Below are 21,195 nucleotides of genomic sequence, written 5' to 3'. Positions count from 1 at the left end.
TGAAACCCATATGATTGTTAGCTGTCTCCATTGGTGTAGCGGAGGCAGCAGCATATAAAAAAATTATATTCTTATAGGGAGGAACAACAATGAAAAAAAAGGTAATTAGCGCAATCCTTTGTGGAGCAATGGTTCTTGGTACAGTTTGCCCGGTTCTTGCAGCAGATGACAAATCCGAAGATACTAAGACAGAAGCAGCAGCTGGCGATTCCGCAAAAGACAAAAAGATTGCTCTGGTTGGTAAAGCAGCCGGTAACGCATTCTTCGAGATCGCAGCGAAATCTTTCCAGGAGACAGTAGAGGCTGAAGGCGGCGAGGTTCAGGTCGTTTATCCTGAGACAGCTACAGCTGATGCACAGATCAAGGTTCTTGACAACCTGATTTCCCAGGACTTTGATGCAATTTGTATTTCCGCTAACGATGTTAACGCTCTTCAGGCTAAGCTTGAGGAAGCTATGGATGAGGGAATCAAGGTATCTTCCTTCGACTCCGCACCGAACAAAGACAGCCGTGAGATTTTCGTAAACCAGGCTGGTACAAAAGAAGTTGCTCAGGCACTTATGGATGCAGTTCTTGATATTTCCGGTGGTGAGGGACAGTTCGCTATCCTTTCCGCTACATCTCAGTCCGCTAACCAGAACGCATGGATCGACGCAATGAAGACCATCATGGAAGGCGATGACAAATACAGCAAGCTTGAGCTTGTAGACGTTGTATACGGTGATGATGAGCCGCAGAAATCCACAGACCAGACAGCAGCTCTTCTTCAGAACTACAAGGATCTGAAGGTTATCTGCGCACCTACAACAGTTGGTATCGCAGCAGCAGCTAAATATCTTCAGGATAACGGTTCTGAGTGTAAACTGACAGGTCTTGGACTTCCATCCGAGATGCAGGAGTACACAGGTGATGATGCAGATCATTCCTGCCCATACTTCTATCTGTGGGATATGCAGGGCCTTGGAAAACTCAGTGCTTACACAACAATCGCTCTGATCAACGGCGACATCACAGGTGCTAAAGATGACAAATTCACAGCTGGTGACCTTGGTGACTACACAGTAACAGAGGCAGATGACGGCGGTACAGAGGTTGTTCTTGGTGCACCTCTGAAATTCGATACAAGCAACATCGAGGAGATGGCTAAGCTGTACTAATCAATCCTCAGATTGACTGTATAATCATATGATAAATCCTTTTGGGACAAGGCGGAGTCTTCGGACTCCGCCTTGTTTCGTATATTTGAATTTGGTGTATAGAAGGTTTCCGAAAAAATTTCAGTCTTTTGATTCTGGTTGTACTCTTATGGCTGCGGTGTTAAAATGAGGACAGCAGAATAGAAAACCATGAACAGATGAAGGAGCAAAACACATGCAGCAGGCATTACTGGATCAGCTGAGAAAGATCACAGAGGAAGAGAGAAAAATCCTGGATGGAGAAGCAGAGGTGGATAGAGATCTCTACACATCCGGTCGGGACTTTACTGTGGACAGCCGTAAAATGCTGAAAGAAGGCAGGCTGATCGCTGTGCGTACACACACCCGTTTTGTGTATTTTCCGGCTCACAGGCATAATTTTGTGGAAGTGCTGTATGTGTGTGAGGGATCTCTGACTAATATCATTGACGGAAAAAAAGTCATAGTTAACAAAGGCGAGCTGCTTTTTCTCAATCAGTTTACGAAGCATGAGATTCTGAAAGCGGGGCAGAATGATATTGCGATCAATTTTATGGTGCTGCCGGAGTTTTTTGATGTGGCCTATTCCATGGCGGGCAATGACAATATGCTGGCAGATTTTCTGGTGAATGTCCTGCGACAGGATGAAGAGCGTGGGGAATATCTTCATTTTAAGGTTGCGGAAGTGCTGCAGATCCAGAATCTTCTGGAAAATATCATCTATTCTCTTGTAAACGGTGAGGAGAACAGAGAGCGGATCAATCAGACCACAATGGGCCTGATATTCATGTATCTGATAGAATCGGTGCAGTATGTGGAGATGCGTCTGCCCAATCAGTACGAAAATATGATCTCTATGACAACACTGGATTATATTGAACAGAAATACCGGACTGCTACGCTGACGGAGCTTTGTGGTCGTCTGCATCTTCCCATGCATGTCCTCAGTAAGATGATCAAGAAAAGCACAGGGTTTAATTTCAAGGAACTTCTTCAGAGAAAACGTCTGAACAAGGCTGTAGAGCTGATGTGTGAAACAGATCTGCCTGTCAGTGACATCATTGCGGCTGTAGGCTATGAAAATAACAGTTATTTTCATCGGGTATTCAAGGAACATTATCACATGACACCACGGGCGTTCCGGGTGAAAAACAGTGAGAAAGAACAGGTGAGGCTGTAACAGCCTCACCTGTTTTTTTAAATATCATGGAATTGTCCGATCTTGTTTTTGATCCGCTGCATTTCGTTATCCATATCGATCACAGTGCGGGCGCAGTTCAGCAGTTCATTGCTGACATCCTCATAACCGTCCATTTCTTCGATATTCTGCTTGTAACGCAGCTGATGCTCCAGAGTTGCCCAGAAATCCATACCGTTGGTACGGATCTGGATCTCTGCACGCATGGGAGTTTTTCCCTTGGAGAAGAATACGGGGATTTCCACGATCATGTGATAACTGCGGTAGCCGTTTGGCTTTGGATTTTTGATATAGTCCTTTACCTGGATGACGGTAATGTCATCCTGCCTGGTGATCAGGTCTGCAATAGTGTAGATATCATCGATAAAGGCACAGACAACACGGATGCCTGCCACGTCATTCAGCTGATTCTGAATATTCTCCGCAGTAAACTCATAGCCGAGCTTTTTGAGCTTTTTGTAAATGCTTTCCGGCTTTTTGATCCTTGTTTTGATGAAGGAGATCGGGTTACGTTTATATTCCAATGAAAATTCATCGTTGAGGACTTCCAGCTTGGTGCGTACCTCACGGACCGTACATCGATACATCATCATCAGATCATTAAATTTTGCGGAATTTTTGATAAAAACCTGTGGATCGGGGGTATCCAGCCAGGTGTTTGTATTTCTTTCAGCCATAGTGTTTTTCTGGTGAAACTCCTTTCTTATGTAATATTTATAACAATTACTTTCATACAATTATAGAACAAAATGATATTTTTTTCAACATTTGTATTGACATATCAGAAAAGCTGTGCTATTTTATAGAAAAAGTTTAATTAAGTAAACCACTAAACCACTAAACCGTTGAAGCGGAGATAAAGATATTCATGCGCGCACAGAGAGTCCGGGAGGGTGAGAGCCGGGTCGAGAGGCAGTTTATCAAATGGACCGCAGAGGGCACAGGGAAAGATATTTTCGGGTATCAAGTATTCTGTGACGTGAGGGCATACGTCAGTTGCCGGGAATATGAAGGTATTCCGCCAAGTGCACGGGTCAGACCGTGAATCAGGGTGGCACCGCGGGTGATTTTGAATTTAGAGCTCGTCCCTGACAGAACCAGATTCTGTCGGAGACGGGCTTTTCTTTGATTTCATGAGCAAGCAGCGAATGCAGATCACGAATGTCCCGTCCTCCGGTAAGGAATGAAAAACTCAGGAGGGCCTGTATATGTATCCAACATTAGAAAAAATCAAAGAACTCGCACAGTCAGGCGAATACCGGCGAATCCCTGTATGCAGAGAGCTGTATTCCGACCGCTATACACCCGTAGAAGTCATGAGGACCTTACGCACAGCCAGCAGACATTGCTATCTTCTGGAAAGTGCCAGCCAGACAGAGGTATGGGGACGCTATTCCTTCCTGGGATATGAGCCATCCATGGAGATCACCTGTACAGACGGAAAGCTTCAGATCCGCAGGATCCATGAGGACGGAACTGAAGAAAAAACCGTACAGCAGGTGAAGCATCCGGGAGATGCTATTCGGGAGATCCTGAAAGAATACAAAAGCCCAGTGCTGGAAAATATGCCGACCTTTACCGGAGGTCTGGTAGGATATTTTTCCTACGATTATATTAAGTACAGCGAGCCGAAGCTGGAGCTTACCGACGAGACAGTACAGGATTTCCGGGACATGGATCTGATGCTTTTTGACCAGGTGATCGCCTTTGACCATTACAGACAGAAGGTGCTTCTGATCACCGGTGTGATGACGGATGATCCGGAAAATTCCTATCAGAAGGCGGAAGCAAAATTAGAAGAGATGACAGATCTGATCCGAAACGGAAAACAGAAGGAATTTCCGTCTTTGAAACTGAAATCTTCCATTGAGCCGCAGTTCCCGAAAGCAAAATACTGTGAGATGGTTGAGAAAGCGAAGCATTACATCCACGAAGGAGATATTTTCCAGGTGGTGCTCTCCAATCCGATGCGAGCGAAAGCAGAGGGAAGTCTGTTTAATACATACCGTGTTCTCAGGGCTACCAATCCTTCGCCGTATATGTTTTATTTTTCCAGTGATGATATTGAGATTGCAGGAGCCTCCCCGGAAACACTTGCCAGGCTTGCAGGAACAGAATTAAGTACCTTCCCGCTTGCAGGAACAAGACCAAGAGGCAAGACAAAAGAAGAGGACCTGGCGCTGGAAAAAGGACTCCTGGCTGATGAGAAGGAACGTGCCGAGCATAATATGCTGGTGGATCTTGGTCGAAATGATATCGGAAAGATCAGTAAGATCGGTACCGTGAACGTAGAAAAATATATGTGCATCGAGCGTTTTTCTCATGTGATGCATATTGGTTCCACAGTTACCGGCCAGATCCGGGATGACAGGGATGCGGTGGATGCAGTGGATGCCATCCTTCCGGCAGGAACACTTTCCGGAGCACCGAAATTCCGTGCCTGCCAGATCATCCAGGAACTGGAACAGAGCAAGCGAGGCATTTACGGCGGTGCTATCGGATATCTGGATTTTGCCGGAAACCTGGATACATGTATTGCCATTCGCCTGGTTTATAAGAAAAACGGTGAGATCTGTATCCGGTCAGGAGCAGGGATCGTAGCAGACAGTATTCCGGAAAGTGAATTTCAGGAGTGCTGCAACAAGGCAAGAGCCGTTGTACAGGCAATCGAAACTGCACAGGAGGGACTGGAATGATAGTACTGATCGATAATTATGATAGCTTTTCCTACAATGTTTACCAGCTGATCGGTTCTGTGAAGCCGGATATCAAAGTGGTAAGAAATGATGAAGTGACCATCAAAGAGCTGGAGGCCATGAAGCCGGAGGCATTGATCCTTTCCCCTGGTCCGGGAAAACCGGAGGATGCGGGAATCTGTATTGAATCCATAAAATATTTCAAAGACAAGCTGCCGATCCTGGGTATCTGCCTTGGACATCAGTCCATTTGTGAAGCCTTCGGAGGGACAGTATCCTACGCAAAAGAGCTGATGCACGGAAAGCAGAAAGAGATACATAAAGTTGGAAAGAGCCGGATGTTTGAAGGACTTCCGGAAACTTTTCCGGCAGCCAGATATCACTCACTGGCAGCTATCCGGGATACCTTACCGGAGGAATTGGTTGTTACCGCTGAGTCTGAGGACGGAGAGGTGATGGCACTGGAGCATAAAGAATATTCGATATTCGGATTACAGTTCCATCCGGAATCTGTTATGACACCGGATGGAAAAACAATGATCGAGAACTTTATGAAGGTTATCAGAGACAGATAAGACCGAGAACAGCAATCCATAAAAGATAGAATCGTTACAGAACAGGAGGAAACAACAATGATCAAAGAAGCAATCATCAAGCTTTCAAAAAAAGAAGATCTTACATATGACGAAGCAGAAGCCGTAATGAATGAGATTATGGACGGAGCGGCAACACCGGTACAGATGGCATCCTACCTTACTGCACTTTCCCTGAAAGGAGAGACTATTGATGAGATCACTGCATCAGCAGCCGGAATGCGTGCACACTGCATCAAGCTTCTCCACGATATGAATGTTCTGGAGATCGTAGGAACCGGTGGTGACGGAGCAAACTCCTTTAACATTTCCACGACATCTTCTCTTGTGATCGCAGCAGGTGGCGTTCCGGTAGCAAAACACGGAAACCGTGCAGCATCTTCCAAGAGCGGTGCAGCAGATGTTCTGGAAGCACTTGGCGTAAAGATCACCATCCCGCCGGAAAAAAGTGCAGAGATCCTGAAAAAGATCAACATCTGTTTCCTGTTCGCCCAGAATTATCATATTGCCATGAAATATGTGGCACCGATCCGTAAAGAGCTGGGAATCCGCACGGTATTTAATATCCTCGGACCATTAAGCAACCCGGCAGGCGCAAACATGGAGCTGATGGGAGTCTTTGACCAGTCTCTGGTAGAGCCGCTGGCACAGGTTATGATGAAGCTTGGCGTGAACCGCGGAATGGTAGTTTTCGGGCAGGATAAGCTGGATGAGATCTCCATGAGCGCACCGACTTCTGTGTGCGAGATCAAGGACGGATGGTTCCAGTCCTATGAGATCACACCGGAGCAGTTCGGCTATACACGCTGCAGCAAAGAAGATCTGGCAGGCGGCACACCGGCAGAGAACGCAGAGATCACAAAAGCCATTGTAAACGGAACCGAAAAAGGCCCGAAGCGTCAGGCAGTCTGCATGAACGCAGGTGCAGCACTTTATATCGCAGGAAAGGCGAAGACTATAGAAGATGGCGTGAAGATGGCTGAAAACCTGATCGACAGTGGTGCTGCTGCAGCCAAGCTTGAGGAATTCATCAAATTAAGTAACGAGATTTGAAAATAATAGCGGCAGGAGAGAAATCGGCAATCCCTATCAGAAGAGATATGAACGGAAACATTAATCTGTCAGGCTTTTTGAAATTGCCGAATGAGTGTTGAAATATCAAGGAGACAAACAAAGAATGAGTGAAAAAAACATTCTGGAAGAAATCGCAGAAAAAACAAGAGAACGTATCCGGAAGGAAAAACTTCAGTTTCCCCTGGATCAGCTGAAAGCTCTGGCTGAAAAAGCACCACAGCAGCCGTCCTTTCTGGAAGCGTTGAAAAAGCCGGGCATGTCCTACATCTGTGAAGTAAAAAAAGCTTCCCCCTCCAAGGGGCTGATTGCACCGGAATTTCCGTATCTGGAAATTGCGAAAGAATACGAAGCAGCAGGTGCATCTGCGATCTCCTGCCTCACAGAGCCATTTTATTTCATGGGAAGTGACACTTATCTCCGTGAGATCACAGAAACAGTGGATATTCCGGTCCTTCGGAAGGACTTCACTGTGGATAAGTACATGATCTATCAGGCAAAAGCATTCGGCGCATCGGCTGTACTTCTGATCTGTGCTATCTTAAATGACCAGGAACTCCTGGAATACCGAGAGCTTGCAGAAACTCTGGGAATGGATGCATTGGTGGAAGCTCATGACGAGAATGAAGTGGCAAGAGCATTAAAGACAGGTGCAAAGATCGTCGGTGTAAATAACCGTGACCTGAAAACCTTTAAGGTTGATATGAATAACAGCATCCGTCTTCGAAACCTGGCACCGGACAATGTGGTATTTGTGTCTGAGAGCGGAATCAAAAACGCAGGTGATATCGCTATCCTGGAAAGAAACCGGGTAGGTGCAGTCCTGATCGGTGAGACCCTGATGCGAAGCCCGGATAAGAAAGCTGCATTGGAAAATCTGAATGGTGGAGCGCTTGTATAAAGGCCAAACGAAAGAATAGAGCAAATAAGTAACAGAGCTGACCAGCAGCAAATAGTAACGAAACAGGAAGGGGCAGGGGCAGACAGAAAGGGCAGGATTGGCTGAATATGAGAGAACAACCGTTGAAACATGGGAGCAGAACCAGGATCAAGATCTGCGGCCTGACCCGCCCGGAAGATATCCAGGCAGTGAACCAGGCTAAACCGGACTTTGCAGGATTCATTGTAGAATTCCCAAAAAGCAGAAGAAACGTCACCGTGGAGCAATTGAAGGCTCTCCGGGAAGAACTGGATGATAGCATTTTGCCGGTAGGCGTATTCGTCAATGCACCGGTGGAGCTTCCCGCACAGCTTTTAAACGAGGGAACCATCGCACTGGCACAGCTTCACGGCCAGGAGGACGAGAATTATATCAGACAGCTTAAGACCATGACAGACCAGCTTCTGATAAAGGCTTTTTCCATAAAAACAGAAGCAGATATAAAGAAAGCGATCCGTTCGGAAGCAGACTATATTCTGCTGGATCAGGGCGCAGGAGGAACAGGAGAAACTTTCGACTGGAGTCTGGTACCGGCGATCAAACGTCCCTGGTTTCTGGCAGGAGGTCTGGGCTGTGAAAATCTGGAATCGGCCATACATCTGCTTCACCCCTGGGCAGTAGATTTAAGCAGCAGTGTAGAAACCGACGGTCACAAAGACCCGGATAAAATATTAGAAGCAGTATACGCAGTAAGGAACATAAAGGAGGAAATATAACATGTCAAAAGGAAGATTCGGCATCCATGGCGGACAGTACATCCCGGAAACACTGATGAACGCCGTTCTGGAGCTTGAGGAAGCATACAACCATTACAAAAACGATCCGGAATTCAACCGTGAGCTCACAGAGCTTCTCAATGAATACGCAGGAAGACCATCCCGTCTTTACTATGCGGCACATATGACCGAGGACCTTGGCGGAGCCAAGATCTATCTGAAAAGAGAAGACTTAAACCACACAGGAGCCCACAAGATCAACAACGTACTTGGTCAGGTGCTCCTGGCAAAAAAAATGGGCAAGACCCGTGTCATCGCAGAGACAGGAGCCGGCCAGCACGGTGTTGCAACTGCAACCGCAGCAGCACTGATGGGAATGGAATGTGAGGTATTCATGGGAAAAGAAGACACGGAACGTCAGGCACTGAATGTTTACAAAATGCGTCTTCTCGGAGCAAAAGTCCATGCAGTCACAAGCGGAACCGCAACCTTAAAGGATGCCGTTTCCGAGACCATGCGTGAGTGGACAAACCGTATTGCAGATACCCATTATGTACTGGGATCTGTTATGGGCCCGCACCCGTTCCCGACCATCGTACGTGATTTCCAGGCCGTGATCTCCAAGGAGATCAAAGAGCAGATGCTGGAAAAAGAGGGCAGACTTCCGGATGTTGTCCTGGCCTGTGTGGGCGGCGGCTCCAATGCTATCGGAACTTTCTACAATTTCATTGAGGACAAAGACGTTCGTCTCATCGGCTGTGAGGCAGCAGGACGTGGCGTGAATACTGCGGAGACTGCGGCAACCATCGCAACCGGTCGTCTCGGAATCTTCCATGGTATGAAATCTTACTTCTGCCAGGATGAATACGGACAGATCGCACCGGTATACTCCATCTCCGCAGGTCTTGATTATCCGGGTGTAGGTCCGGAGCATGCACACCTTTATGATATCGGAAGAGCAGAGTACGTTCCTGTTACAGATGACGAAGCAGTAGAGGCTTTTGAATATCTTTCCAGAACAGAAGGAATCATTCCTGCGATCGAAAGTGCCCACGCAGTGGCCTATGCGAAAAAGATCGCACCGACACTTGGAAAGGACAAGATCATGGTAGTTACCATTTCAGGACGTGGAGATAAGGACTGTGCGGCAATTGCCCGCTACAGAGGGGAGGATATTCATGAATAAGAGAATTACAGAAGCATTTGCAAACGGAAAAGCATTTATTCCTTTTTTAACCTGCGGAGATCCGTCTCTGGAGGTAACAGAGCAGCTGGTTTATGCAATGGAAGAAGCAGGAGCAGATCTGATCGAGCTTGGGATCCCGTTCTCAGATCCTACCGCAGAGGGACCTGTAATCCAGGAAGCCAATGTCCGGGCACTTGCAGGCGGTGTGACTACAGATAAAGTTTTTGCAATGGTAGAAAAAATCCGTAAAAATACAAAAATCCCAATGGTATTCATGACCTACGCAAACGTAGTATTTTCTTACGGAACAGAGCGTTTTATCAAGAAAGCAGCGGAAGTTGGAATGGATGGACTGATCCTTCCGGATGTTCCTTTTGAGGAAAAAGAAGAGTTTGATGTTGTGTGCAAACAGTACGGCCTTGACCTGATCTCCCTGATCGCACCGACCTCCCATGAGCGGATCGCCATGATCGCAAAAGAGGCGGAAGGCTTTGTTTACTGCGTATCTTCCCTTGGTGTAACAGGAATGCGTACCAGCATTACCACAGATATCGGAGCTATGGTGAAATTAGTAAAAGCCCAGAAAGACATTCCATGTGCAGTAGGATTCGGAATCTCCACACCGGAGCAGGCAAAAAAAATGGCAGATCAGTCAGACGGTGCCATTGTAGGATCTGCGATCGTGAAGCTCTGTGGTGCCTACGGCAAAGACTGCGTGCCGAAGGTGAAGGCTTATGTGAAAGAGATGAAGGATGCGATCAGATAAGTTCCCGGCTGAAATCGCAACACAGATCACAAAGTGTAATAAAAATCTGCTTTATCCCAAAGAAAGGGTAAAGCAGAATTTTTTTCTGCTCTGAACAGAGGCCGGAAAAATTGCAGGAAATATCTACTTGACAGTCAGAGACCAAATGATAGATGATATAAAAAAAGGTGAGGAGGAAATTGGGGATGAATCGGGAAGAAGCAAAGAAGAAAGCAGAAGCGCTGGTTGCCAGGATGACTCTGGAGGAAAAAGCCAGTCAGTTAAGGTACGATGCACCTGCAATAAAAAGATTGGGAATTCCGGCGTATAACTGGTGGAATGAGGGACTTCACGGTGTTGCCAGAGCAGGGCAGGCAACGGTTTTTCCACAGGCGATCGGAATGGCGGCAGCTTTTGACCGGAAAAGTGTGGCAGAGATGGCCGGTATCGTGGCAACAGAGGGCAGAGCAAAGTATAATGCATATTCCGTAAACGGTGACAGAGATATTTATAAGGGATTGACGTTCTGGTCTCCTAATGTCAATATTTTCCGTGATCCACGATGGGGTAGAGGCCATGAAACTTATGGGGAAGATCCGTATCTTACAAAAGAACTGGGAGTTTCCTTTGTAAAAGCACTTCAGGGAAATGGGGATACAATGAAGGCAGCAGCCTGTGCCAAACATTTTGCAGTACATTCCGGGCCGGAGGCACTCCGTCATGAATTTGATGCGGAAGCATCCGCAAAAGATATGGAAGAAACGTATCTGCCGGCATTCGAAGGTCTGGTAAAAGAAGCGAAAGTAGAAGCGGTTATGGGAGCTTATAACCGGACAAATGGGGAACCCTGCTGCGGAAGTCCCACATTACAGAAAAAACTCAGAGGCGAATGGAAATTTCAGGGGCATTTTGTATCAGACTGCTGGGCGATCCGTGATTTTCATGAACACCATATGGTAACGGATACAGCCGTTGAATCTGCAGCACTGGCGATTAATAATGGCTGTGACCTGAATTGTGGAAATACCTATCTTCACATTATGAAGGCATACGAAAAGGGGCTTGTCACAGAAGAAACCATAACCCGGGCAGCAGTGCGGCTTTTTACCACAAGGTATCTGCTGGGGTTGTTTGATGGAAGCGAATATGACCATATCTCCTATCTTGAGGTAGAATCTCCCAGGCATCTGGATGCAGCGGAGAAAGCAGCGGAAAAAAGCTTTGTTCTGCTGAAAAATAACGGGATTCTTCCGCTTGATAAAGAAAAACTGAAAACAATAGGGATCATCGGACCAAATGCGGACAGCAGACAGGCGCTGATCGGCAATTATCACGGGACAGCTTCCAGGTATATTACCATACAGGAAGGCATCCAGGATTATGTGGGAGACGATGTAAGGATCCTTACTTCCAGAGGCTGTGATCTGTTCCGAGACCGGACGGAGCACCTTGCGTTTACCAGAGATCGTATTGCGGAAGCAAAGGTGGTTGCGGAAAACAGCGATGTGGTGATCTTATGTATGGGACTGGATGAGACACTGGAAGGAGAAGAGGGAGACACCGGAAACAGCTATGTATCGGGAGATAAAGAAGATATTGAACTTCCCGGAGTACAGCGAGAACTGATGGAAGCAATCGCAGACACAGGAAAACCGGCAGTATTCTGTCTGCTGGCAGGAAGTGACCTTAATCTGAAATATGCGGCAGAGAAATTTGATGCCGTCATGATGCTGTGGTACCCTGGATGCCAGGGCGGGAAGGCAGCGGCAAAGGTACTGTTTGGAGAAATCTCGCCATCAGGAAAACTTCCGGTGACATTTTATGAAAGCCTGGAAGAACTTCCGGATTTTACCGATTATTCCATGAAAGGCAGAACATATCGCTATATGGAACGAAAAGCACAGTTTCCTTTTGGATATGGTCTGACGTACAGTAAGGTGGCAGTAGATAAAGCAGAGGTCAAAACATGTGGACAGAAGATAAACGTGGAGGTAGAAGTGCAGAATAACGGCGCATATGATACAGAGGATGTTGTTCAGATCTATGTAAAAAATATCGACAGCAAAAATGCCATTCCCAATCCGATGCTGGCCGGTTTTCAGCGGGTATTCCTGAAGGCGGGAGAATGCCGGAAAATAGAAATCCCAATATGGGAAAAAGCATTCACTGTAGTAGATGAAACAGGAAAACGGATGGAAGAAGGAAAGAAATTTGAAATTTATGCAGGCTGCAGCCAGCCGGATGAAAAAAGCAAAGAACTGACCGGAATCATGCCGGTAAAGATCATCTGGGAAAAATAATAAGAAAATCTAAAGTAACAGGAGGGCGATGCATCAGGTAGCGCCCTCCCTTTATATCTAACGCATAAACAACCGTACCATTTTCTCATAAATCTTCCGATATTTCTGATACCGCATAGGAAGATCAATCCAGGTCTTTTTATCTACAATACTCTTATAATGAGAGAATGTCCGGAAGCCGTCGATGCCATGATAGGATCCCATGCCGCTTTCACCAAAGCCGCCGAAGCCCATATTGCTGGTTGCCAGATGTATGAGGACATCGTTGATACAGCCACCGCCGAAACCACATCGGGAAGTAACTTCCCGGGCATTTTTTTCATCTTCGGTGAAGATATAAAGAGCCAGCGGATGTGCCATGGAATTGATCTTTGCTACGGCACCTCCGAGAGAGTCATAGGTGAGGACCGGAAGTACCGGACCGAAGATTTCCTGCTGCATGACCGGATCTTCGAAGGTTACGTTATCAAGAACTGTCGGCTCGATCTGAAGTGTTTCACGGTTGGAACCACCGCCGCAGACAGTTTTGGCAGGATCGATCAGACTGTTGATACGGTCGAAATGCTTTTCGTTGATGATCTTTCCATAATTCCGGTTCTTCAGTGGTTCTTTTCCATACTGGCGTGTGATCTGTCTGCGAAGCTCTGCGACCAGGGCTTCTTTGATCTCCGGATCACAGTAGATGTAGTCCGGAGCCACGCAAGTCTGGCCACAGTTCAGGAACTTGCCGAATACGATACGTTTTGCCGCAAGGCGGAGATTGGCTGTTTTGTCCACGATGCAGGGGCTTTTTCCACCCAGCTCCAGAGTGACTGGTGTGAGGTGTTCGGAAGCCTTTCTCATGACCTCTTTTCCCACAGACTGGCTTCCCGTGAAGAAGATGTAATCAAAGTGCAGACTGAGAAGATGTGTGTTTTCCGCACGTCCGCCTGTGACAGTTGCAACGTATTTTTCATCGAAACATTCATGGATGAGAAGACGGATCACTTCGCTTGTTGCCGGTGAGTAGGCACTTGGTTTCAGGATGACTGTGTTTCCGGCTGCAATGGCGTCTACCAGTGGTTCTATGGTGAGAAGAAACGGATAGTTCCACGGACTCATAATGAGAACCACACCGTAGGGGGATGGTTTGCGGAAACTGTGGGAATGGAACTGTGCCAGTGGAGTTGGAACGGTCTGTTCTTTTGTGTAGGAGCGGATATTTTTTAGCATATGTGTGATCTCGGAGAGCACCAGTCCGGTCTCACACATATAGCTTTCGAAATTACTTTTTCCCAGATCCTTTTTCAGCGCGGCGTGGATCTGATCTTCGTGTTTCCGGATGGAAGCGCGGAGACGTTTCAGGGCGCTGATGCGAAAATCAAGGTCAAGAGTTGCGCCGGAGTAGAAGTACTGGCGCTGTTTATCTAAAAGCTGGTTGATCTGTTCTTTTTCCATGGAATTGTAGTCCTTTCTGAAAAAACTGTATTCGAAATATCGAAAAAATCTTTCTATGCCAATGGCTGTTTTAGCAATTGCCTGCCGGAGGCATCAGTCTGTAATACAGTGTTTCAAGTTCGCCGGCATCCATCAGTACAGGAACCGGGTACAGAGGATTGGCTTCTTTATCTGCGTAATGGGCAAGCTCCGGGATGTCTGTTTCCTGGATTTCCGGAATATAGTCTCCGATGTCATAGCGTTTTTTCATATCTTTTATTGCATCAATAAACATCCGGGCAGCAGTTTTATCGTCCTCATGTTTATCGCAGAGACCGGCAGTTACGGCAAGGTTGCGAAGTTTGTGAGTGATGGAATCTCCGTATGTTTCCAGTACCATAGGAAGGATCACTGCATTGGCAAGCCCATGTGGAACATTATATTTTCCGCCGAGGGAATGTGCAATTGCGTGGACATATCCAACGTAGGATTTGGTGAAGGCACAGCCTGCGAAATAGGAGGCGCGGAGCATATTTCGTCTTGCTTCAATATTATTGCCGTCTGTGTAGGCGGTATCCAGATTTTCAAAGATCAGTCTGACCGCATCCAGGGCATTTTTTCTTGTGCCAGGTGTAGTGGAATTTCCAATGTAGGCTTCCACTGCGTGAGTCAGGGCATCCATGCCGGTGGTAGCTGTGATAAACGGCGGAAGGCTTAAAGTCACTTTCGGGTCAAGGACTGCGTAGCGTGGGATCAGCGGAAAATCGTTGATGGCATATTTGTGCCGTGTTTCTGCATCGGTAATGACAGCAGCAAGTGTTGTTTCACTTCCTGTTCCTGCAGTCGTGGGGATGGCGATGAGAAGAGGAAGCTTTTTGTGGATCTTCAGGATTCCCTTCATCTGAGCAAGAGACTGGTGTGGCTTGGCAATGCGGGCTGCTGTGGCTTTTGCACAGTCCATACTGGAACCTCCGCCGAAGCCGATGATCGCCTGGCAGTCATTGTCCAGATACATGTGAAGGGCTTCGTCCACATTGACGGTTGTTGGATTGGCAACGGTTTTGTCATAGATGTGGTAAGAGATGCAGCTTCGCTTCAGTGTCTGCTCCAGTCTTTCTGTAAGGCCAAGGCTTCGGATCCCTGCATCTGTGATGATGAGTACATTGTTATAGTTTCTTTTTTCCAGAACTTCCGGAATACCTTTGACGCTTCCGATGATCTTCGGATTGCGGTAAGGAAGCAGTGGAAGGGCGAATTTAAAGACATTCTGGAAAACCCGGCAGTAAGCTTTTTTTAATGGATTCATGGTAGTTTTCGTTCCTTTTAAAGTCAAATTATTTTATTCTAAATATTATATATAGCAGTTGGAAGGGGAAAAGTCAAGGTTGCCGTTTATGGAAGTGCATCGCGAAGCGTGTTGCTGAGAACAGAGTAACCGTAACGTCATAAAAAAGAAAACAGGAAAATATAATATTGTCATGGTTGTAAATATCCTTTACACTAAGGGAGTCAAACAGAATCATTATGCAAGGATTGTATATCCAGCGTAAGGCAAATGTTCGCAGGATAGATATTGATCACGGAGGAAATCATGCCAGAAACAGACACATCCGAAAAAAATCCTCTTCACGTATCCGAAGTGGATGATAATTTAAAAGAATTAAGCCCTCACGGTTCCTTTGAACTGCCGGTGGAAACCTATATGGCGAACTGTGAGATTTTTCATGCACTGTATGACCACTGGCACAGTGAGATGGAGATCATGTATATTGAAAAAGGCAGTGGCTTTGCCAGACTGAACCGGGAGAGCATCCGCCTGAAAAAGGGGGATCTCCTGATCGTGAACTGCGGAGTTCTCCATAGTATGCGCACGGATCTTAAGAAGCCTCTTTATTATAAGAGTGTGGTTTTCAGCCTGGGCTTCCTTGCAGGTCAGCCGGGAGATATCTGCCAGGAATGTGTGGTATCACCATTAATAGAAAACAAGGCAGAATTCTGCCATCATATAGAAGAAGGAGATTCCGGATATGAGAAGCTACGGGAAATTTTTCTGGAGATCCATGACTGTCATACGGAGAAGAAGCCATATTTTTATGTGAAGCTGAAAATGCTGTTCTTTGATTTCTTTTATGAGATGCTGACGAAGCATTATATTATCCCGGTAAGCACAGAGCAGAACAAGAGCCTTGCAGCAGTAAAGGAAGTGCTGGATCATATCAGCCTTCACTACCAGGAGAATCTTACCGTTTCAGAGCTTTCCGGACTTTCCAATTACAGTGAGTATTATTTTATGAAGCTTTTCCGCCAGTATACGGGAAAAACCCTGGTGGAATACATCAATGACTTCCGTATGGAGAAGGCGAAGTATCTTCTTACGCATTCCGATGCACCTGTGACGGAGATCGCCATGCAGGTGGGATTTAACAGTACAAGTTATTTTATAAAGAAATTTCAGCAGTCCAATAAGGTTTCACCGCATAAGTACAGGAAGCGTATGAGACAGATCTGAGAAAGCTCCCGAAGCAACCGCATATGTATCGGTTACGTTTTTATGCAGAGCTACCGTAAAAAGTGAAAAACAGTCTGACAAATATCTTGCATATCATGACAGGATTGTTATATTTTTGAAAAGAAATGCGTGATATCCTAATATCATCAAAAACAAAGCAAACAACCTTGTAAAAACATATTTCATCCCATCAAGATCCATGAAAGGAGATCAAAATGGAAACATTAAGCAAAGTATTTGAAGACAAATATAACAAAAATGTAAAAGATTGTACAAATGAGGAAATCTATCACGGACTTCTCTCCTGGACAAAGGATCAGCTGAAGGGCCGCGGCTACCAGGATGGAAAAAAGAAAATTTATTATATTTCCGCAGAGTTCCTTATCGGTAAGCTTCTTTCCAACAACCTGATCAATCTGGGCGTTTATGATGAAGTTGCGAAATATCTCAAAGAAAACGGAAAAGAGCTTTCCATGATCGAGGAGATCGAGCCGGAGCCATCTCTCGGAAACGGCGGACTTGGCCGTCTGGCAGCATGCTTCCTGGATTCCATTGCAACTCTGGGACTTCCGGGAGAAGGAATCGGACTTAATTATCACCTCGGACTTTTCAAACAGGAGTTTAAGGATCATCTTCAGTTTGAGACACCGAATCCGTGGATCCAGCCGGAGAGCTGGCTTACAGATGCAGGCGTTTCCTATTATGTCCCATTTAAGGGCTTTATGCTGAAATCCACACTGTATGATATTGATGTTGCAGGCTATGAGAACAAAGCGATCAAGCTTCGCCTTTTTGATATTGATATTGCAGATGAGAGCATTGTAGGTGAGGGAATCTCCTTTGATAAGAGGGATCTGCTCCACAACCTGACACTGTTCCTTTATCCGGATGACAGCGATGATGCAGGAAGAAAGCTTCGTATTTATCAGCAGTACTTCATGGTAAGCAATGCGGCACAGCTGATCCTGGATGAGGCAACAGCAAAAGGCTGCAATCTTCATGACCTTGCCGATTACGCAGTGATCCAGATCAACGATACACATCCGAGTATGGTAATTCCGGAGCTTATCCGTCTCCTCACGGAGCGTGGGATCGAGTTCGAGGAGGCATGCGAGATCGTATCTCATGTATGCGCTTATACCAACCATACCATTCTTGCAGAGGCACTTGAGAAATGGCCGATCTCCTATCTTGAGGAGGTTGTTCCGCATCTGATGCCGATCATCCGCAAGCTGGACGAGCGTATCAAAGCAAAATATCCGCAGGAAAATCTTGCCATCATCGACAAGAACGACCTGGTACACATGGCACATATGGACATCCACTACGGATTTTCCATCAACGGTGTTGCATCCCTTCATACCGATATCCTGAAGGAGACAGAGCTTCATCAGTTCTATGAGATCTATCCGGAGAAATTCAATAACAAGACAAACGGAATTACCTTCCGCAGATGGCTCCTTCACTGCAACCATCCGCTGACAGAGTACATTACATCTATGATCGGTGACGGCTTCCGCAAGGATTCCTTTGAGCTTGACAAGATGCTTGGCTTCAAGGGAAATCAGGACGTTCTTGCAAATATCCTTAAGATCAAGCAGGATGCAAAGAAGAGATGTGCGGAGTTTATCAAAGCCAACACAGGTGAAGAGATCAACACACACAGTGTTTATGATATCCAGATCAAACGTCTTCATGAGTACAAACGTCAGCAGCTGAACGCACTTTACATCATTGACCGTTACCTGAAGATCAAAGCAGGCGAGAAGCCGCAGCGCCCGGTAACCTTTATCTTCGGTGCAAAGGCAGCTCCTGCATACGTTATCGCAAAGGATATTATCCACCTGCTTCTCTGCTTACAGGAGCTTATCAACAATGATCCGGAGGTTTCCCCGTACATGAAAGTTGTTATGGTGGAAAACTACAACGTAAGTGCAGCAGAGAAGCTGATCCCTGCCTGCGATATCTCCGAGCAGATCTCTCTTGCTTCCAAGGAGGCCAGCGGAACAGGAAACATGAAGTTCATGCTCAACGGTGCTGTAACACTGGGAACCATGGATGGTGCAAATGTGGAGATCAGCCAGCTGGTAGGCAAGGATAATATCTATATCTTCGGAGAGTCCAGTGAGCAGGTTATCGAACACTATGAAAAGGCGGACTACTGCTCCAGAGATTTTTATGAGAAAGACGAGCGCATCCGTCGTGCAGTAGACTTTATCGTAGGAAACGAGCTTCTTTCTATTGGAAGTGAGGAGCATTTAAGAAGACTGCATCATGAGATCGTAAGCAAAGACTGGTTCATGACTCTTCTTGACTTCGAGGATTATGCGAAGGTGAAGGATCAGGCGTTGTCCGATTATGAGGACAGAACCGCATGGGCAGAGAAAATGCTTGTAAATATCGGAAAAGCAGGATACTTCTCATCAGACAGAACCATCGAAGAATACAACAGAGATATCTGGCATCTGACACCGGAGAAATAAAACGGTTTTAGGCAGATTGCTCCGGCTCGGAAGAAAAATAGAAAAATAGAAAATAAAAACACCGGCATTCATCGGAATATGTACTGAGGCTGAGATGTCAGAGATGATTTGGCAGCTTGGACAGGACATGGTACAGATGAATGGCCGGTGTTTTTTGTGAAATTGGTTACGAAAAATTGTTTACGGAATCAGGCAAGCGATACTTCAGGCTTTTCCATGCTTAAATGCCATCATCATCTCCTTGGTAAGGCTGATATTATCTCCTTCATCCGGAATGTCTTCCCGGTTGAACCAGGAGGCCATGGAAAGCTCATCGTGGTCTACAGTCAGAGTGTCGTCGCCATCCAGATCACAGTAGAAGCCAAACAGAAGTGTTCCGGAGAAGGACCATGGCTGGCTCTTGTAGTAGCGGAGATTTTTGACCTTTACGCCGATCTCTTCCATAACTTCACGGTGGACAGTCTCCTCGATGGTCTCACCAATCTCGGCAAAACCTGCGATCATGGCGTAGCGGGTGTGATTTCGGCCCTCATATTTGGAGAGGATCAGCTTGTCGCCGTTGGTAACGCCTACGATCACAGCCGGAGAAAGCACCGGATATTCACCGTTTCCACAGGCAGGGCAGATCATCTTGCGCTCATGTTTATCATGTACCATCGGTTTGCCGCAGCAGCCGCAGAAACGGCGCTTGCTGTACCACTGAAAGAGCTGATATCCGGTGATTCCTGCGAAAGCCAGATACTGTGGCTCCGCTGTGCGGAGAACTCTTGTGATCTCAAACTGATAACCAGGAAGGAGACTGGTGTCAAGATCCGGGATCAGATAAAAATGCTCTTCGTCAATGGAGAAGAGATAGATATAATTCTCATATAGGTTTTCAACTTTTCCTTCCAGCTCTCCAAAGCTTGGAAGAGTCATAGTCTCGCCATCTTTTTTCATAAGGATCTTTCCTTCTTCATAGGCGAGGATGTGGCTTTCTTTATCCGGGGCCACAGGTTTGTACTCATTGTGATAGGTATGTGGTGCGATATCCTGGATCATGATCGATAATTCCTTTCCGAATTTATTGTTTTACAGTGTTTGCTGAGAAGTTTTGCCATATAAAATACAGCACGCTTTCTACAGTATAAGCTTACCTTAAGAAAAAGGCAACTCCAGCAATAACAAAAAAAGTTGTATGAGTCAGAAAATCAGTGTAAGATAAATGTATTATATTGTGCAGAAGATGTGAAAGATCTGAAAATTTTTCTGCACAGAAGGAGAAGATCATGCCAACAACAGAAAAGCCGGGACTGACCCGGGATGCCATTAAATATCTGGCAATTTTTACCATGCTTCTGAATCATATCGCCAACGTGCTTCTGCCGGAAAACACGATCCTGTGGGAAGTGTTTATAGACATTGGCTACTTCACAGCCATTACCATGTGCTATTTTCTTGTGGAAGGTTTTTACTATACACATTCCCGGAGAAAATACGGTGAAAGGCTTCTGATCTTTGCCGGAATCTCCCAGGTTCCCTATATGATAGCCTTTGGAAATTCACAGCTGAATATGATCTTTACTCTGTTTATCTGCTTTATGATCCTGGTTGTTCAGGAAAAGATGATGGCAAGTAAATGGAGAATTCCACTTCTGATCCTGCTCCTTTTACTATCCGTTTGTTCGGACTGGGCGATCCTGGCACCGGTTTTTACCATCTGGTTCCATGAGAGCTGGGGGAACAGGAAGAGGCTGATAACAGCGTTCGGAGTCGGTGCTGCCCTTTTTGTGCTGTTTAACTACAGCTCCTACGTGGAAAAAATGGCAGCCGGACCGGCAATGATCCATGCTCTGCTTTCGGCAGCAGGGATCGTAGCATCAGGAATCATCATCCTGTGCTTCTATAATGGCAAAAAATCCGAAAAAGCACCGAAGTTTTCCAAGTGGTTTTTCTATATCTTTTATCCGGCACATCTGCTGATCCTGAGCATAGTCCGTGTTATAGTACAGTAAGAGATAAAATAAAATCTCTCCAATATTTATAACCGGATAGATTGCCGAAAATAAATTTCATATCCACATAAAACATAGTAATTCTGTAAGAAAACAGAAAAATAGCGAAAAAACTCTTGAAAACCCACAAATTATCTGCTATGCTAACTGACATGACAAAGGCGTCTGGAAAT

17 protein-coding genes are annotated in these 21,195 nt (G+C 46.0%); 13 read left to right on the top strand and 4 right to left on the bottom strand.

Annotation, left to right across the window (positions count from 1 at the left end; all coding sequences use genetic code 11):
- The first annotated feature begins 89 nt into the window (after window positions 1–89).
- Window positions 90–1,157, top strand: coding sequence for a substrate-binding domain-containing protein (locus tag LI091_RS02145; protein WP_265190737.1), 1,068 nt, complete (start codon window positions 90–92; stop codon window positions 1,155–1,157).
- Between the two features lie 214 nt (window positions 1,158–1,371).
- Window positions 1,372–2,355 (top strand): AraC family transcriptional regulator, encoded by a 984-nt coding sequence (locus LI091_RS02140; protein ID WP_092068556.1) that lies wholly within the window; start codon window positions 1,372–1,374, stop codon window positions 2,353–2,355.
- Window positions 2,356–2,372: 17 nt separating this feature from the next.
- On the opposite strand, the gene LI091_RS02135 is transcribed toward LI091_RS02140, so the two are convergent.
- The gene (locus LI091_RS02135; protein ID WP_015527292.1) at window positions 2,373–3,050 is read right to left on the bottom strand and encodes a GTP pyrophosphokinase; all 678 of its coding nucleotides are present in this window, start codon (window positions 3,048–3,050) and stop codon (window positions 2,373–2,375) included.
- A 531-nt stretch (window positions 3,051–3,581) separates the two neighbouring features.
- On the opposite strand from LI091_RS02135, the gene trpE reads away from it, so the two are divergent.
- From trpE to LI091_RS02095, 8 genes are all read left to right on the top strand, one after another.
- Window positions 3,582–5,069, top strand: a complete 1,488-nt coding sequence (gene trpE, locus LI091_RS02130) for an anthranilate synthase component I (protein ID WP_173722421.1) — start codon at window positions 3,582–3,584, stop codon at window positions 5,067–5,069.
- Entirely contained in the window at window positions 5,066–5,644 is a 579-nt protein-coding gene (locus LI091_RS02125; protein WP_173741437.1) for an anthranilate synthase component II, read from the top strand. The genes trpE and LI091_RS02125 overlap by 4 nt, the downstream gene beginning before the upstream one ends.
- Window positions 5,645–5,701: 57 nt before the next feature.
- Window positions 5,702–6,715, top strand: a complete 1,014-nt coding sequence (gene trpD / locus LI091_RS02120) for an anthranilate phosphoribosyltransferase (RefSeq protein WP_173741438.1) — start codon at window positions 5,702–5,704, stop codon at window positions 6,713–6,715.
- A gap of 124 nt (window positions 6,716–6,839) precedes the next feature.
- The gene (gene trpC / locus LI091_RS02115; RefSeq protein ID WP_118753060.1) at window positions 6,840–7,634 is read left to right on the top strand and encodes an indole-3-glycerol phosphate synthase TrpC; all 795 of its coding nucleotides are present in this window, start codon (window positions 6,840–6,842) and stop codon (window positions 7,632–7,634) included.
- A 107-nt stretch (window positions 7,635–7,741) separates the two neighbouring features.
- Window positions 7,742–8,389, top strand: a complete 648-nt coding sequence (locus LI091_RS02110) for a phosphoribosylanthranilate isomerase (protein ID WP_021652161.1) — start codon at window positions 7,742–7,744, stop codon at window positions 8,387–8,389.
- A gap of 1 nt (window position 8,390) precedes the next feature.
- Window positions 8,391–9,575 (top strand): tryptophan synthase subunit beta, encoded by a 1,185-nt coding sequence (gene trpB, locus LI091_RS02105; protein WP_015527286.1) that lies wholly within the window; start codon window positions 8,391–8,393, stop codon window positions 9,573–9,575.
- On the top strand, window positions 9,568–10,341 hold the full coding sequence (trpA, locus tag LI091_RS02100) for a tryptophan synthase subunit alpha (RefSeq protein WP_059086055.1): 774 nt from the start codon (window positions 9,568–9,570) through the stop codon (window positions 10,339–10,341). Before trpB ends, trpA begins: the two co-directional genes overlap by 8 nt.
- Before the next feature lie 185 nt (window positions 10,342–10,526).
- Complete coding sequence (locus LI091_RS02095; RefSeq protein ID WP_265190736.1) at window positions 10,527–12,620, top strand: glycoside hydrolase family 3 C-terminal domain-containing protein; 2,094 nt, start codon at window positions 10,527–10,529, stop codon at window positions 12,618–12,620.
- A gap of 57 nt (window positions 12,621–12,677) precedes the next feature.
- Here the strand turns inward: LI091_RS02095 and LI091_RS02090 are convergent, their stop codons facing one another.
- On the bottom strand, window positions 12,678–14,057 hold the full coding sequence (locus tag LI091_RS02090; protein WP_237971885.1) for an aldehyde dehydrogenase: 1,380 nt from the start codon (window positions 14,055–14,057) through the stop codon (window positions 12,678–12,680).
- Window positions 14,058–14,127: 70 nt separating this feature from the next.
- The gene (locus LI091_RS02085) at window positions 14,128–15,342 is read right to left on the bottom strand and encodes an iron-containing alcohol dehydrogenase (RefSeq protein ID WP_250789344.1); all 1,215 of its coding nucleotides are present in this window, start codon (window positions 15,340–15,342) and stop codon (window positions 14,128–14,130) included.
- A 285-nt stretch (window positions 15,343–15,627) separates the two neighbouring features.
- Between LI091_RS02085 and LI091_RS02080 the strand changes: the two genes are divergently transcribed.
- Together LI091_RS02080 and glgP are read left to right on the top strand one after the other, a co-directional pair.
- The gene (locus LI091_RS02080; RefSeq protein ID WP_250789342.1) at window positions 15,628–16,545 is read left to right on the top strand and encodes an AraC family transcriptional regulator; all 918 of its coding nucleotides are present in this window, start codon (window positions 15,628–15,630) and stop codon (window positions 16,543–16,545) included.
- A 215-nt stretch (window positions 16,546–16,760) separates the two neighbouring features.
- Window positions 16,761–19,028: a glycogen/starch/alpha-glucan family phosphorylase gene (gene glgP, locus LI091_RS02075; RefSeq protein ID WP_265190734.1), complete on the top strand. Its 2,268-nt coding sequence runs from the start codon at window positions 16,761–16,763 to the stop codon at window positions 19,026–19,028.
- Between the two features lie 204 nt (window positions 19,029–19,232).
- On the opposite strand, the gene nudC is transcribed toward glgP, so the two are convergent.
- Window positions 19,233–20,069 (bottom strand): NAD(+) diphosphatase, encoded by an 837-nt coding sequence (gene nudC, locus LI091_RS02070; protein WP_022426711.1) that lies wholly within the window; start codon window positions 20,067–20,069, stop codon window positions 19,233–19,235.
- 227 nt (window positions 20,070–20,296) lie between these two features.
- On the opposite strand from nudC, the gene LI091_RS02065 reads away from it, so the two are divergent.
- Window positions 20,297–21,022 carry a conjugal transfer protein TraX gene (locus LI091_RS02065; protein WP_265190733.1) on the top strand — a complete coding sequence of 242 codons (726 nt, stop codon included), beginning with the start codon at window positions 20,297–20,299 and terminating at the stop codon, window positions 21,020–21,022.
- Window positions 21,023–21,195 lie beyond the last annotated feature (173 nt).

The sequence above is a fragment of the Blautia sp. MSK20_18 genome (assembly GCF_020553125.1).
Classification (GTDB): domain Bacteria; phylum Bacillota; class Clostridia; order Lachnospirales; family Lachnospiraceae; genus Blautia_A; species Blautia_A fusiformis.
The sequence above is the reverse complement of the archived record's forward strand: the minus strand, read 5'-3'. Positions and strand labels throughout refer to the sequence as shown.